Genomic DNA, 14641 nt, shown 5'->3' with positions numbered 1-14641 from the left:
TTCTTGTTTCCGCTAGACCAATCCGGCGCGTTTTCGGCACCACCATTCCGCGGCCAACAAAGCGATGATGGCCCAGAACCACAGGAACGTTTGCCACATCACCGTGTCCGTTTCCACGACCGTGCCACTGGAAAGCGGGCGCAGCGATTCCAACATCGTGCCGGCATCCGATTCGTGGACATACTGCCCGCCACCAGCGGCTGCGACTTGCCGCAACGCGTCTTCATCCAGGCTCATCCGACGCAGTTCCAGATTCTCGCCGCCGCTGACCCACACCGGGGTGGAGGCCAACAGGGCGGATTCGTCAAACCCGCTGGCACGGATCCGGATCGAGTATCGGCCTTCGGGAAGCGGTGGCACGTCGCCGGCATAGGTGCCGCGCGTCGGCTGATCGACCGACAGCGGGACGGTGGCGATCATCCGCCCCTCCTGTTCGACGACGGCGTCGACGGTCGCGCCCGGCACCGGGTTTCCCAAAGTATCGCGGAGCCGAGCCCGGACGGTGATCGACTGATCGGTTCCATAGTCGACCTGGTCGGTTCCGATGGAAACGAACTGGTCGCTGGAGGAATACGGGGGCTCCATGGCGGCGATCATCAATTGGTTCCAGAATCGCGCATGGAATCGATCGGCGACCTTGTATCGCCACCGCCAGGTCGAATCGGACGCAAAATAGAACACGCGCCCGGCACCATACATGCGAGTTGCCAACCAGGGGGAACGGCTGCCGTTGGGGAACACCGCTTCTGCCCATGACTCCGCACCTTCGGACAATTCCACGTCGGCGCTCCACCGCGGCGGCGGTAGGGCCTGCCAGAATGTTTTCAACTGATCCGATTGATCGATCAGACCCAACGCCGGTTCCTCCAGGCCTTCCGCCGTGGCGTCCACCCGGTTCGGCGGAGTGAAGGAATCGGTTGCCGTGCCGCGGTACCGGACCGGCATCAGTTCGGCGAATTCGGCGCGGGCCATGGGACGCAACAAACCGTGCCGTCCGTCGATGATCACCAGCCCGCCCCCCGCCGCGACGAAGCGAATCAAGCGGTCGCGATCAGCGGTCGTCAATTGCGCCGAGTCGACTTCGCCCAGGATCACCGCATCGTAGCGTGCCATCGCTGCCGGAGTGCTCGGGAACGTTCCGGGCGTTTCTCCGCGTTCGATGCGTGGTGTGGATGTGCCGGGGCCGAACAGAACCAGATCGGTCTGCCAGGCGGGATCCCGCCCGAACAGATTTTTCAGGTAGCGAGTCTCCCAACGACTGGAACTGTCGACGATCAAGATCCGTCGGTCCCGCGTTGAGGCGGTCACACGAAATTCGGACGCGTTGTTCTCGGCAGAATAATCCGCGCCGTCGGTTTCGACGCGGGCGACCAGCTGCAGGACTTCGTTGTTGCGATCGATCCCGTGCGGGGCCTGGTTGCGGAGCGAATCCACCAGCGGTTGGACGTCGATTTCAAATGGGACCGCCAACTGGCCCGATGCCGGAACCCGCACGGTTTCCTGCCAGACGGTTTCTCCGGCCGAATCGATGCGGACAGTCACCGGTTGATCGGACTGGCCAAATTGTTTGACGACCACCTGACCGGCGAGCTTGCTTTCGGCAGCAACCGTTTGGGGCCGCACCACCTCAACCACTCCGACGTCCGGCGGTTCGTCGGCCGATCCAAATCCGAGCGTGTTCACGGTCGTCCCCTGGGAGGCAAGTTGCTGTGCCAGCCGGGTTGCCGGACGTCCGGATCGGTGCCGGAGCGTGTTGTCACGTCCGTCGGTCATCAGGACCACCGCGGACTTGCGCAACGAATCGGCCCCGTCGCTTTGTTCGGAATCCGACGACCTGCCGCCCAAATTGGATTCCGCAAGGGCGTCGGCAAGCGGCGAGGACAAGTCGGTTTGATGGCCGTCGGCGGGAACTTCCAGCGCATTGGGGATGGGCGTGCCCTCTTCCGAAGACCACAGGCGGATCGGTTGTCCGTCGCTGAACGCGATCACGTCAATGGAGTGGGTTCGGGAAATCGATTCAAGCCAACCGGGTGAAGTGGCATCGCCCAGCAGCAGTCGCGTGGCGCGGGCCACGCGGTTGTCCGCCGCCACGTCCGATTGAGTATCGGTCAGTGACATGCTGCGTGACGTATCAACCGCGAAGATCACACGACCCAGCGTTCCGATCACTTGGCGGCGATGCCAGATCGGACCGGCCAGAATCACGATGACCAACAACACGGCTGCCGAACGCAACGCCGGCAGCAAGTATCGGTAGGGCGCAGCCACCGTCCGGACTTCGCGCCAATACAGGAAACACACCGCGGCAATCGCCAGGGCTGCGATCACAACGACCAGCCACAACGGCAGGTCGCCGGCGAATCGGATCGAAGCGAGTGGTGGGCCAAAGTTCATACCGCGGCCTCCTGCGAAGCGCGGCGAGAAACCAGGTTCTGTTGCAACCACAACTCCGCCACCAACGCCGCGACCAGTGCCGCCCACAGCCAACGCCAGATTTCACGTCCGAACGATCGCGTGCGGTCGGCGGATCGGAGCGAATCGGCGGTGCGGTACACGGACGCATCCAACGCTTCGGTCAATTTTTGCAATCGCTCTTCGTTGACGTCCACCAAAACGGACTCCGACGGCGGCACCTCGACAATCCGGAGCGTATGGACGGATTCGCGTTGTTTTGCATCACCGGCAGAGACGGCGGTTTTGCGAAAGTGGTAGGTGCCGGGGGTGAAGGTGGATGTCAATCGCAGCGAGTCATTGTCGTTTTCCGGCTGCAATTCCGACTCTTCACCGTCGGGCGGTTGCACCCAGTAAGACTTTCGTGCGTCCGGATCAGTGACTTTGGTCAGCGGAGGCCAATCGTTCTGCGAGATCACCAACGGTTGGCCGACGTCGACCGCCGGCTCCGCTCGCTTGCCGGCCAATTCCAGCACCAGTTGCTGAATCATGGGCAGGAAGATCGGGCGAAGCGGAAAATTGGTCCAGGAATCATTTCCGGGGATCGCAAATTGAATGACCGAACCGGAACCGACGGCGGACTTGATCGCCAGCGGTTCGCCACCGTTCGTCTTCAGCAGCACCATCGCGCCGCCGAGTGAATCGTCGGCCTTGGCGGAGGAAGACTCCTCGGAACCCCAGTCGCGATAGGCCCAAACGCGAACGTCCGACAGCGGATTGGCCTCGCCGGTCGACAGCACCCGCCAAGGTTCGTAGATCCGTGGCGGCGTGTCGATGGTGAAGGCGGCCGCAGCGTCCACCTGGTTTCGATCGGTCTGTCCGATGACTTCGCCCAGCGGGGCGGCAAAACGAAATTCGTTCGGCCCCTTTCCCCAGGGTTGGTTGTACAAAGCCGGTCGCACATCCGGTCCATCGAAAACCACCAGCCCGCCGCCGCTGTGGACGAACTGGGCCAAGGAATCCCGCGCGGACTCTGACAATCGCCCGACGTCCGCCAGGATCACGACCCGGGCATCGGTTTCCTCCAGCGTTTTTTCCAGCCGGCGTTCGGAGACGACGGTGGCGTTGACCGGATCGGGACGGTCGTCGCCGCCAAAAGCAAACGGGCTGAGCGCGATTGCCAAGAAGTCGGCCTGACCTTGCAAGGCTTGGTTGCTGGGGCGACCGTCAACCAACACCACGTTGATCTCCCGCATGACTTCGACGGCGACGCTGCGACGGTTGTCCGAAGGTAGCACATCGGTTTTCCCGATCGTCGCGGTCACGCGATGCATGCCCGACTGGGGGATCGTGTGCGTCAGGCGGTTGGTCGCTGTCGATCGCGGATCGATGGAAACCGTGCGCGGTTCCAGCGGTTGCCCGTCGATGGCCCAGACCAGACGCAGGTCACGGGCCGCCAGGTCGGAGTCATTTCGAATCGTGGCGGCAAAGACGCCGGACCGACCGGCGACAACGACCGGGCTGTCGACGGAGATCGAATCGATCGAAACATTCGACAGCGTGTCCGAGTCGCCACCGACGTTCAGGAAATCAATCACGGGCCGGTTCAGCTTGGATTCCGAATCGCTGCGAAAGGACTCGGCGACGTTTTGGGCCGTTTCCAGGCTGGACGTGCCGACGGCGTCACTTTGAAAATCGGAAACGATCAACAACTGGCGGCGCGCGTGCGTTGCTTCACTGGCAGCCGCGACCGCCGATTCGATCAATTGACCGATCGACACGGGGCCGGCCTGGGCGGTGACCTTTCGCAGGGCCGTGCTGGCATCGGCCACGCCCATCTTCGTAGCGACGGCCCCCGGCCGGGAGCCGCGGATCAGGATGACTTCGTCGCGGCGTGACAGATCGCCCAGAATCGTTTCCAACTGAGCTTTGGCCTGTTGCATCCGCGACGGCTGTCCCGGAGGCGTAACCGACATGCTCCGCGAGTCGTCCACCGCGATCACCAGCGTTTTGGGGGCGTCGCCCGCCAGGGCGCGAAATCCGGTCAATACCGGTCTGGCCAGACAGAGTGCCAGCAGGATCGGGATCGCACAGCGGAGCAGCAACAGCAGCCAATTGGTGATCTGCATCCGCCGTCGATTGACGCGCAACACACTTTCCAGCAGGTGCATTGCTCCCCAATCAACGCGTTTGAAGCGGCTGCGAAAGAACAGATGGATGATCAACGGAATGGTGAAGGCCAGCGCGCCGGCGGCCAGGGCCGCGTTCAGAAAACTCATCGGACCACCCGCCTCCTTGCCGAAACGTATTCGTGCAGGACGTCGACAAAGGGCTGGTCGGTCGTGACCGGGATCAGATCCACGCGGTTTCGGCGGCAGGCTTCCTGGAGGTCGGCATTGTGTTCCGCCAGGCGATCCAGATAGGCCTGGCGGATCGATGCGGCATCCACCGTCTGTTCGCCCAGGCGGTGTTCCAAATCGTGAAATTGGACTCGGCCGGCAAACGGAAACTCCACTTCGTCGGGATCCAGAAGTTGAAAGAAGATCACCTCGTGTTTGTTGGCGCGCAAGGCCGCGAGCGATTTGGCGATCGACGCCACGTCGCCCATCGAATCGGAAACGATCACGACCAGCCCGCGACGTTTCAATTTGGGCGTGATCTTGCGGAAGACGCCTCCCAGATCGGTTTCACGATCGGTCGCGTCGGCGACCAGAGCTTCCAGCAGGGGGCGCAGGTGGGAAGGACGGCTCCGTTGTGGAACCTCCCGCCGAGGCCGATTGTCGAACGTGATCAATCCCACCGGGTCTTGCTGTCCGAGCATCAGGTACGCGAACGCGGCCGACAGGCGCACGGCATAGTCGCGTTTGCTCAGAGCGTCCACACTGCGGGTGCCGGTGTAGTTCATCGAACCGCTCTGGTCGACCAGCAGCGTGCACCGCAGATTCGTTTCCTCTTCGTATTGGCGGATGTACAGCCGATCGCTCTTGCCGAAAACCTTCCAGTCGATGTTCTTCAGTTCATCGCCTTGGACATATTGGCGATGTTCTTTGAATTCGACACTGAACCCTTTGTGGGGTGAACGGTGTCTGCCGCTACAGTAGCCTTCGACAATCTCCCGCGCCAGGACCTGCAGCCGCGCGACCCGAGACAGGTCTTTCGGTTTGATAAAGTCCAGGATTTGCATGAACGCGACTCGGCAGACAAACGGTGCGTGCGGGGAGGTGGCGGAGGCGGGCGTCAGAACGATCGGGAACAGGCGAGTTGGAAGCGGTCGGCGGGGGGGCGGTTTGACGCTGAATCGTCGGCGGGGAGCCGGTCAATGTGGGGGTGGCGATTGGGCAACGATCTGGTTGCCCGCGTCCTCCGCCAGCGGGTGCGTTGCCGGTTGGCACGCCGGCAGCAGTGGCCTGGGCGATTCGATCGCCTGCGCCCGGCGACATGTTGCCAGGATACCTTTCCGGTTGGTTGTCGCGCCCCGCTGATCAAGGCGGGCGGTTTCAGCGGGGCCACAGCCGTCGTTACTGGCTCATTGTACGCATTAAAACGCCGGATGTTCCGATCGATACCCGCCCCCCACTGTCGTATTTCCGCAGATCCGCGAAGTTAGGCGGAATTGGCGAGATCCGACAATCCGCCATCACAATGTTTCCGCACCGACCCGCCACCCCTTCCGGAATCCCCATGTCCGCCTCGACGCGTTTCGGAGCCATGCTCGCCATCGCGGCCCAGGTGCTGTGGGGACTGTTTCCGATCTACTGGAATCTGCTCGGGCAGATGGCCACCACGCACTTGGTGGCGCACCGAATCCTGTGGGCGTTTGTGTTTTCGTTGCTCATCGCTGCGGTGCGATTCTTTTTCAGCGACGTCTCCCGTCGTGCGGCGCTGCTGGCTGCTTTGCGCGATCGCCGGACGTGGATCACTTATGGAACGGCCGGAGCGTTGGTGGCAACGAACTGGCTGGCATTCCTGTGGGCGGTGAACCACGATCGGGTGCTTTTTTCATCGCTGGGATACTACATCAACCCTCTTTTCAACGTGCTGTTGGGCGTGTTGGTCTTGGGCGAGCGGTTATCCGGGTTGCGGTGGTTTGCAATCACCTTGGCAGCGGTGGGCGTCACGGTGATGGCATTGGCCGGTGGCGAAGTGCCTTGGGTCTCCTTCGTCATGGCCAGCTCGTTCGCCTTGTACGCGTTGGTAAAGAAAAAGGCCAAGCTGGATGCGCTCAACGGCTTGCTGATTGAAACCACCGTGTTGTTGCTGCCAACCCTGGTCTTTCTGGCCTGCGTGCAGCCAGCCGGCTCGGGTGTGTTCGGCGGCGTCGACGCGACCACGAAAGGTTTGTTGGTGTTTGGCGGACTGCTGACGATCACCCCCTTGGCTTTGTTTGCCGGCGCAGCGCATCGGGCCCCGCTGTCCTTGTTGGGGATCCTGCAATACATCGGGCCGACGCTGCAGTTCGCTGTCGGTGCCTTTTATTTTGGTGAACCGTTGTCAACTGCCGCGTTGATCGGATTCGCGTTCGTTTGGACGGGCGTCGCGGTGTTTTTGCTGCCGCGGCGTTCGATCGATGCCCGTTGGCAGCGGGCTGAATTGGTGGCTGGGCGCGCCAATGCCAAACGGGGTTGAGCCGATTCGGGCCCGTTGGCGGCCGGAACCGCAAAGCAAAAAATTTGACACGGGGGGTGCGCGGCACGTAATTTAGATGATGGGCGACGCCAACTTCTTATCTTTTGCGGGCGGCAATTCGGATGTCAGATCGGGGCTTCACGACGCGGGCAGACTTGGTGGCAAATGCCAGTTGTTTTGCTCATCGTTTCTTTACAAGCCGCGCGTTGCTGTCGATCACTTGGCTTGCGATCGCATTGGGGCCAACCAGCGATCTGTTGGGCGAAGAGCCGCCGCCGGAATTGTCCCTGGGCACAGCATTTGAGCCGTTGTCCGATTCGGATGCCGCGCTCTCGTCGGTGCTGATTTTGGCAACCGACGATGATCCGTATCGGACGCTGCACTCCAATGCGATGAAACGCGACGATGAAGAGTCGGTTGCGTCGCAGGAGTTGTGGTGCCATGAGCTGGTCACCCAGGCTTACCGGTCTGCCTTGAAGCAGCGACCCGGGATCGCGAAGTCGATTCGATTTCAAGGCTTGCCGGTTGGTCTGCCGCAGGAGGTCACCGGGGGTGAACCGCACGGTCAGCCGTCGCGGGCGATTACCTTCCTGTGTGACCGTGACTACCGACTGCTCGCGTTTTCGGTGGGCGTTCCCGATGAGGAAACGCTGCTGACGATGATCGAAGACGCCGATGAAACGAGGTTGCTTCAAAAGCACTGGGCCGACGATCCGAGTGGCTTCCGGCACGCTCTGGTTGAACGCGCCAAGGAACGGGTCAGCCGTGTTTACCGTGAAGCCCTGGCCCAAGCGAACGGTGCGTGGTTGGAAGAGCCTGCCGAGCCGGTCGCGGCATCGGAACAACTGTCCTGGGTGACATCGCCCGACCAATTGAGGCAGGCCACCGAACCGTTTGATTCGGTTTATTTTGCCGACGCCCGGCTGCGATTTGGACTCACCGGTGCGGGCGATGCCCGGCGGTTACTGATTTTGGAACAACATCCGCAGACGCGTCGCGACTGGTGCGATTCTTTGTTGCCGTTGGTTGCGGAAATGGACGTGCCGGCCCTGTGCCCGACGTTGATTGCCGGCGTGTGGGGATTTCCGCCGGTCTGCTTTTCGCCGGATCAAAGCGACACGGTCGAATTGGCCGAACGCATCTCCGCTGAACTCGAGCACAGCACCGTGGTTCTCTCAGTAAATTCGGGGCAAAGTTCGCCGGACCTGCAAACACCGGTTTCCACGGCCGGGCAAACGAACCTTCAAGAGGCCTGGCAACGCCTGCACGATCTTGTCCAACAGCAACGCTTTTATTCCGTCGATTTGTCGCAGTTGTCACAACTGACTCATCATTTGGATTTGAAACCGATCAACGTCCTGGGACCGCCGGTTCGTTACGTGATCATCCCCGCCAAAAATCGGGACCCCGTGATTGTTCGCGAAACGGAGCTGCCGGGCCGTTTCATCGCGTTACTCCGGCGAAGTCAATGAGCGTCATCCGTGAACGTGTTGGTCATGACACAGCGTTCCGTTCCCATCCAAACCGAGGCGAAAAAAACCGTATGAACACCTTCACAAGACGATCGCTTGCTGCGGTCCTGATCGGGGGATGGATTCTTTCGGGTGCTGCCGAAGCGGTTTCTCCGCTGGAGATTCAACAGGGCCGGCAGCTGTTCGAAAAGAATTGGTCGCCCCAGAACCCGGCGTTGCGAAGCGACGGACTGGGGCCGCTGTTCAACGCCACCTCCTGCGTCGCCTGTCACCACCAGGGCGGTGTCGGCGGCGGCGGTGAAGCTCCGTTCAACGCTCACTCCGTGGGGATTGAAGAGTTTGAAATCACCGGTGGCGACGTCTCCGACGATGTGATCGCCCGGATGGTCACGCAGTTTCATCCCGGATTCGTGGCCAGCAACGGCGTCGTCGGCAACACCTTGGCCCTGCCGCATCACGGGGGCACCCCGTTCTTCACGGCGTCGCGAAAGTCTTTGTTTGACCAATTGCCGGCGGAGTTCTCCAGCAGTGGCGGGCCGTTGAACGCCGATGAGGTTCGCGCGGGCTCTTCGATGCCGTTGCTGTACTCGGCTCATTCGGGCGGCTACACGATGACGTTGCGGGCCCGACTGTTTCAACGCAACACCACCGCCCTGTTTGGAGCCGGATTGATCGATCAAGTCCGCGACGAAGATCTGGACCGAATGGTTCGCGTTCAGCAACGGCACCCGGAGATCAGTGGGCGTCCGGGCACTCTCCGCGACGGTCGGTACGGCAAGTTTGGCTGGCGCGCCAACGTCGCTTCGTTGCTTGAATTCAATGACCAGGCCTGTGCGAACGAAATGGGGCTGGAAACCAAACGCTTGTTGCAGCCGGCCGATCCGACCATGCGAGGCTACAAGAATCCGCGCGAGGACATCTCGGACGAGCAAATCAAGATGATGACTTCGTTCACGGCGGCGCTTCCGGCCCCGCAGCAGGTTCTGCCCAGCGATCCGGAACGGTTGCAAGCGGTGCGACGCGGAGAGCAGGCGTTCGAGGCGGTGGGCTGCGCTGTCTGTCACGTTCCCAGTCTGGGACCGGCAACGCATGTCTACAGCGATTTGTTGTTGCACGACATGGGCTATGAACTGATGGACCTGAATCGCGCCGAACCCTACATCGTGCGGATGACACCGGTGACGCAAGTCAGCTTCGCGGGGCAACTGAGTCGATCGGGGACGATGACTCAGACCGGGTATTACGGATCCGGGGCGACCATGACGTCAAACGTTTCCTCGACTTCGACGGTGCGTCGGGGAGCGCGGTCCGCCGGATCCAATGCCCGTGGGACCGGCGGAGGACGCCGCTTGGGCAGGCAGCGGGGGTACCAATTCCAAGCCCCGACCGTTCCGACCGAGACGATTGAGTTCGTTACGTTGGGTCACAGCGACAAACAGGTCTCCAATTCGCGACGACTGACTGACGATGAAATCAGTTCGGACCCACTGGTCACCGGTGACATCACGGAGACGCAATCTGGAACGGTGCGGCAGACGCGCTACCTGCGGCAACACATCGAACGGACGAACTTCAACCAGGAATGGCGGACGCCGCCGCTGTGGGGCGTCGCCGACTCAGCACCCTACATGCATGACGGCCGCGCCGAGACGTTGCTGGAGGCCATTGCCATGCATGACGGTGAGGCGTCCGGGACTCGGGATCGCTTTTTGGACCTGTCCGTCAGTGATCGTCGCGCCGTGATCGCCTTTTTGAAGACCCTGGTCGCGCCGACCAACGTGCCTGCCGCCTCGCTGTAGAGCGTTTCGTCGCTCAGCGGCCAGACCCTGGTGGGCAGTTGCAGGCCACGCATCGTCGCCACCGTCGCCAGACGGTGGAGGGGGCCGTCAGCATTGGCGTTGGCCGTTGGTGGGGAAGGCAGAGCCTTCGGTGCAGTGGGTTCCAAGGCGGGAGCCTTGGAACCAGGAGAGGTGTCGGACGGCCAGCTAGGAGTTACGTGTCGTAGCCACCGTCGCCAGACGGTGGAGGGGCCGTGAGCTTTGGCGTTGGCCGTTGGTGGAGAAGGCGGAGCCTTCGGTGCCGTGGGTTCCAAGGCGGGAGCCTTGGAACCAGTTGGTAGCCACCGTCGCCAGACGGTGGAAAGCGTTCGGATCTCACCCGTGGTTTGGCGTCGACGGCGGCGAATCCGAAGACGTCCGATCGGGCCCTGCGATTCGGCGGCGGGAAACGATACACTCTGCCGGCATGAGTGAAATCGACCTGTATGACTACGAATTGCCGCGTGAACGGATTGCCCAGGAACCCCTCGCGACTCGCAGCGATGCGCGATTGATGCTGGTCAACCGGAAGTCGGGCAGCATTGAACATCACTACGTCCGCGACTTGCCCGATTTGCTTCTCAGCGACGACACGCTGGTGCTCAATGACAGCCGCGTTATCCCCGCCCGGCTGGTCGGGTTTCGCACCCGGACCGGTGGCCGCTGGCAGGGACTCTTTTTGCGTGAAGACCCCACTTCGGGCGTTTGGGAATTGCTGACCAAGACGCGCGGAAAGCTGGTGGCTGAAGAAACCATCACGGTGGAGGACCGGAACGGCCTTCCCGGAATGCGGTTGCAAGTCGTCAGCAAGACCGAGGAGGGCCATCTGTTGGTGCTCCCTATGCCGCCCGCGTCCGAATTGGACGAGATCCCGGAGATGCACACCGCGGCGGACTGGTTGACTCACTATGGCCGCGTGCCGCTGCCGCCCTACATTCGCGACGGCCACATGGTGGACGCCGATGTGCAGAACTACCAGACGGTGTTCGCCAAGGCGCCCGGCAGTGTCGCGGCACCGACGGCCGGTCTGCACTTCACCTCACAATTGTTGCGGCAAATCACGTCCGGCGGGACAGAGACCGCGTCGGTGACCCTGCACGTGGGATTGGGGACGTTTCGTCCGATCGAGACGGAGACGTTGGACGCCCACACGATGCACACCGAGTGGGGGCAGATCACGGAAGAGAACGCCGAACTGATCAACGAGCGCCGTCGTGAGGGCGGACGCTGTGTGGCGGTGGGAACGACCAGCGTGCGGGTATTGGAAAGCGCCGCGAACGCACTCGGCGGAACTCTGGGGCCCTGGACGGGGACCACCGATCTGTTCATTCGGCCGCCTTACCGGTTCCAGGTCGTCGATGCGTTGATGACCAATTTCCATCTTCCCAAGAGCACGCTGCTGGTGCTGGTCAGCGCCTTCGCCGGTCGGGATTTGGTGCTGGAGGCCTACGCGAAGGCAATCGAGAACGAGTACCGGTTCTTCAGCTATGGAGATGCGATGCTGTTCGTCTAGATCGCAGCATGCCCAGCAGCAGCAGCACGATTGCGGGCACCATCGCGAACCCGATCCAGCCGTGGGCTGTCATCAGGGCGTGCATCTGTTCGGTCGCGGGCACGGGCAGCATGCACAGAAAAACGGTGGCGATGGTCAGGAAACCCAACGCCACCGTCGCCAGAAAGCCGAGCGAGTACAGCCGACCGGCCCGGGAGGGATAGGGCAGGTGTCGCAAAAACGCCAGGGCAAAGACCGGCAGTCCGATCACCAGCGCGCCGCTGGCGAACATGTGGGTCAGCAGTCCGGGGCCGCCCAGGGTGTGACCGGCAAGGAAGGGCAACGCGGTCAGGCACAGGACGGCGACCACGACCACCAAAGCCGCAACCAGGAGTCGATCGATCCAACGGGACATGACAATCCGTCATTGAGTTCAGGGAACCGAGATTGCAGGCGGATTCGCAGACGCTGCGACCCCCCGCGGTCAGCCGCCATCGTAGGCGTTTTGACGTGACGACGGCACCCGTCGGTCCGGTCCGCAACTCGCACCCGTGTCGTGTGTCGGCTCCTGAACGCGATTCGTTACCGACCGCCCTCTCCGTGCTCCGCCGCTCATTGACAATTCGGCGATTTCCGCGGACAGTTGTGCCAGACATTCAGGAATTCCTCCGACATCTTCCCCCCCACCTATGACCGATGCGAATTCGTCCGCCCCGCGGACCTTGCTTGACAAAATCTGGGACCAGCACGTCGTCCATCAGCCCGCCTCGGGCCCCGCGATTTTGTACATCGATCTGCACCTGGTGCATGAAGTCACCAGTCCCCAGGCGTTCGAAGGGTTGCGTCTGAACGGCCGGAGCGTGCGGCGTCCGGAGCGGACGTTGGCGACCCCCGACCACAACGTGCCGACGACCGACCGTTCCCTGCCGATTGCCGACCCGATCAGCCGAAAGCAGATCGAAACCCTCCGCGAGAACTGCAAGGAGTTCGGCGTCCAATTGTTCGACATCAACGACGTCCGCCAGGGCATCGTGCACGTCATCGGTCCGGAAAACGGGTACACCCAGCCGGGCATGACGATCGTCTGCGGCGATAGCCACACCGCGACGCACGGCGCCTTTGGCGCATTGGCGTTCGGAATCGGCACCAGCGAAGTCGAGCACGTTTTGGCGACGCAAACGCTGCTGCAATTCAAGCCGAAGACGTTCGAGCTGCGTGTCGACGGAACGATGGCGAAAGGAGTCACGGCCAAGGACATGATCCTGTACCTGATCGGTCAGATCGGAACCGCCGGGGGAACCGGCTACGTGCTGGAATACACCGGGGATTGTGTCCGCCGGCTGACGATGGAAGAGCGAATGACGGTGTGCAACATGTCCATCGAAGCGGGGGCCCGCGCCGGGATGATCGCTCCCGATCAGACGACGTACGACTACCTGCGTGGACTGCCGGAGTCGCCTGAGGATTTCGATGCCGCCGTTGAGCGTTGGAATCAGCTGTCAACCGATCCGGGGGCGACTTACGATCGTTCGCTTTCCTTCCAGGGTTCACAAATCGAGCCGCAGGTGACCTGGGGGACCAACCCCGGACAGGTGATCGGCGTCAAAGACAAGACCCCGGATCCGACGGATTTCGATGATCCCACCGACCAGAAAACCACCCGCGACGCGTTGGCCTACATGGGATTGAACGCCAGCACCGCGATGGAAGATGTCGCGATCGATCGCGTGTTCATCGGCTCCTGTACCAACGCTCGCATCGAGGACCTGCGAGCCGCGGCCGAGGTCGTCAAAGGGCACCGGGTCAGCGGCAACGTCAATGCGATGGTTGTCCCCGGCAGCGGGAAGGTCAAGTTGCACGCCGAGAAGGAAGGATTGGACAAGGTGTTTCGCGAAGCCGGCTTTGATTGGCGGGAAGCCGGATGCAGCATGTGTCTGGCCATGAACCCCGACAAACTTTCGCCCGGTGAGCGGTGTGCCAGCACCAGCAACCGCAACTTCGAAGGACGGCAAGGCAAGGGCGGTCGAACGCACCTGGTCAGCCCGGCCATGGCCGCCGCTGCCGCCATCAAAGGCCATTTTGTCGATATCCGTGAGTGGGATTACCAGTCCAGCTAGTCGACCGCTAAACCGTCAGCTGGCCGCGACGCCCTGCCGAGGCAGGTGATCGTCGTCTCGCCCTCCGTTTCTTCGCATCTCCGGTCGACGTCGGCCTTCCGTTTCAACGCCTTCTTCTGATTCCCATGCAAAGCTTCACCAAACACACCGGCACCGTGGTGACGATGGATCGCGCCAATGTGGACACCGATCAAATCATCCCCAAGCAGTTCCTCAAACGGATCGAACGGACCGGCTTCGGACAGTTCCTGTTTTACGACTGGCGGTTTGGAGAGGACGGTGAAACACCGAATCCGAATTTCGAGCTGAACCAGCCAGAGGTGCAGGGGGCTTCGATTCTGGTGACTCGCCGAAATTTTGGGAGCGGATCCAGCCGCGAACACGCCGTTTGGGCGCTGGACGATTACGGATTCCGCAGCGTGATCGCGCCGTCGTTTGCCGACATCTTTTTCAACAATTGCTTCAAAAACGGCGTGCTTCCAATCACGCTGCCCGAAGCCGACATCGACTACCTGTTCGAGGCGGCAGCCAAGGGACCTTACCGCTTGACCGTGGATCTGGAACAGCAAATTGTCAAAGACGAATCGGGGTGGCAGCGAGAATTCGAGGTGGATCCCAGTCGGCGGGAGAAACTGTTGCAGGGGCTGGACGACATCGCCCAGACGTTGAAATTCGACGACAAAATTTCCGAGTACGAGGCCGCCAGGTCCTGGTGATTAGGTTCTG

At 61.8% G+C, this 14641-nt stretch carries 10 protein-coding genes; 6 read left to right on the top strand and 4 right to left on the bottom strand.

Annotation, left to right across the window (positions count from 1 at the left end; genetic code table 11):
- Window positions 1–12: 12 nt before the first annotated feature.
- Genes FYK55_RS04835 through FYK55_RS04825 form a run of 3 tightly spaced genes read right to left on the bottom strand, consistent with a single transcriptional unit; the run spans window position 13 to window position 5575 of the window.
- The gene (locus FYK55_RS04835) at window positions 13–2394 is read right to left on the bottom strand and encodes a hypothetical protein (protein WP_150075224.1); all 2382 of its coding nucleotides are present in this window, start codon (window positions 2392–2394) and stop codon (window positions 13–15) included.
- Entirely contained in the window at window positions 2391–4670 is a 2280-nt protein-coding gene (locus tag FYK55_RS04830) for a BatA domain-containing protein (protein ID WP_150075223.1), read from the bottom strand. Before FYK55_RS04830 ends, FYK55_RS04835 begins: the two co-directional genes overlap by 4 nt.
- Window positions 4667–5575, bottom strand: a complete 909-nt coding sequence (locus FYK55_RS04825; protein ID WP_150075222.1) for a DUF58 domain-containing protein — start codon at window positions 5573–5575, stop codon at window positions 4667–4669. Before FYK55_RS04825 ends, FYK55_RS04830 begins: the two co-directional genes overlap by 4 nt.
- Window positions 5576–6072: 497 nt before the next feature.
- On the opposite strand from FYK55_RS04825, the gene rarD reads away from it, so the two are divergent.
- The 4 genes from rarD to queA all read left to right on the top strand — a co-directional run bounded on the left by rarD (window position 6073) and on the right by queA (window position 11819).
- On the top strand, window positions 6073–7017 hold the full coding sequence (gene rarD / locus FYK55_RS04820; protein WP_150075221.1) for an EamA family transporter RarD: 945 nt from the start codon (window positions 6073–6075) through the stop codon (window positions 7015–7017).
- Between the two features lie 206 nt (window positions 7018–7223).
- Window positions 7224–8489, top strand: coding sequence for a hypothetical protein (locus tag FYK55_RS04815; RefSeq protein WP_150075220.1), 1266 nt, complete (start codon window positions 7224–7226; stop codon window positions 8487–8489).
- A gap of 71 nt (window positions 8490–8560) precedes the next feature.
- A complete protein-coding gene (locus FYK55_RS04810; RefSeq protein ID WP_150075219.1) occupies window positions 8561–10288 on the top strand; it encodes a di-heme oxidoredictase family protein in 1728 nt (575 codons plus the stop codon).
- A gap of 445 nt (window positions 10289–10733) precedes the next feature.
- Complete coding sequence (queA, locus tag FYK55_RS04805; protein ID WP_150075218.1) at window positions 10734–11819, top strand: tRNA preQ1(34) S-adenosylmethionine ribosyltransferase-isomerase QueA; 1086 nt, start codon at window positions 10734–10736, stop codon at window positions 11817–11819.
- On the opposite strand, the gene FYK55_RS04800 is transcribed toward queA, so the two are convergent.
- Window positions 11788–12213 (bottom strand): hypothetical protein, encoded by a 426-nt coding sequence (locus tag FYK55_RS04800; RefSeq protein WP_150075217.1) that lies wholly within the window; start codon window positions 12211–12213, stop codon window positions 11788–11790. The genes queA and FYK55_RS04800 overlap by 32 nt on opposite strands.
- 274 nt (window positions 12214–12487) lie before the next feature.
- On the opposite strand from FYK55_RS04800, the gene leuC reads away from it, so the two are divergent.
- Both leuC and leuD read left to right on the top strand, forming a co-directional pair.
- Window positions 12488–13915, top strand: coding sequence for a 3-isopropylmalate dehydratase large subunit (gene leuC, locus FYK55_RS04795; RefSeq protein ID WP_150075216.1), 1428 nt, complete (start codon window positions 12488–12490; stop codon window positions 13913–13915).
- Between the two features lie 125 nt (window positions 13916–14040).
- On the top strand, window positions 14041–14631 hold the full coding sequence (leuD, locus tag FYK55_RS04790) for a 3-isopropylmalate dehydratase small subunit (protein ID WP_150075215.1): 591 nt from the start codon (window positions 14041–14043) through the stop codon (window positions 14629–14631).
- Window positions 14632–14641 lie beyond the last annotated feature (10 nt).

Source organism: Roseiconus nitratireducens (assembly GCF_008629675.1).
GTDB lineage: Bacteria > Planctomycetota > Planctomycetia > Pirellulales > Pirellulaceae > Stieleria > Stieleria nitratireducens.
The sequence above is the reverse complement of the archived record's forward strand: the minus strand, read 5'-3'. Positions and strand labels throughout refer to the sequence as shown.

Excerpts from the sequence above, each read along its gene's own strand:
- FYK55_RS04835 (WP_150075224.1), bottom strand. The coding sequence starts at position 2,394 with ATGAACTTTGGCCCACCACTCGCTTCGATCCGATTCGCCGGCGACCTG.
- FYK55_RS04830 (WP_150075223.1), bottom strand. The coding sequence starts at position 4,670 with ATGAGTTTTCTGAACGCGGCCCTGGCCGCCGGCGCGCTGGCCTTCACC.
- FYK55_RS04825 (WP_150075222.1), bottom strand. The coding sequence starts at position 5,575 with ATGCAAATCCTGGACTTTATCAAACCGAAAGACCTGTCTCGGGTCGCG.
- rarD (WP_150075221.1), top strand. The coding sequence starts at position 6,073 with ATGTCCGCCTCGACGCGTTTCGGAGCCATGCTCGCCATCGCGGCCCAG.
- FYK55_RS04810 (WP_150075219.1), top strand. The coding sequence starts at position 8,561 with ATGAACACCTTCACAAGACGATCGCTTGCTGCGGTCCTGATCGGGGGA.
- queA (WP_150075218.1), top strand. The coding sequence starts at position 10,734 with ATGAGTGAAATCGACCTGTATGACTACGAATTGCCGCGTGAACGGATT.
- FYK55_RS04800 (WP_150075217.1), bottom strand. The coding sequence starts at position 12,213 with ATGTCCCGTTGGATCGATCGACTCCTGGTTGCGGCTTTGGTGGTCGTG.
- leuC (WP_150075216.1), top strand. The coding sequence starts at position 12,488 with ATGACCGATGCGAATTCGTCCGCCCCGCGGACCTTGCTTGACAAAATC.
- leuD (WP_150075215.1), top strand. The coding sequence starts at position 14,041 with ATGCAAAGCTTCACCAAACACACCGGCACCGTGGTGACGATGGATCGC.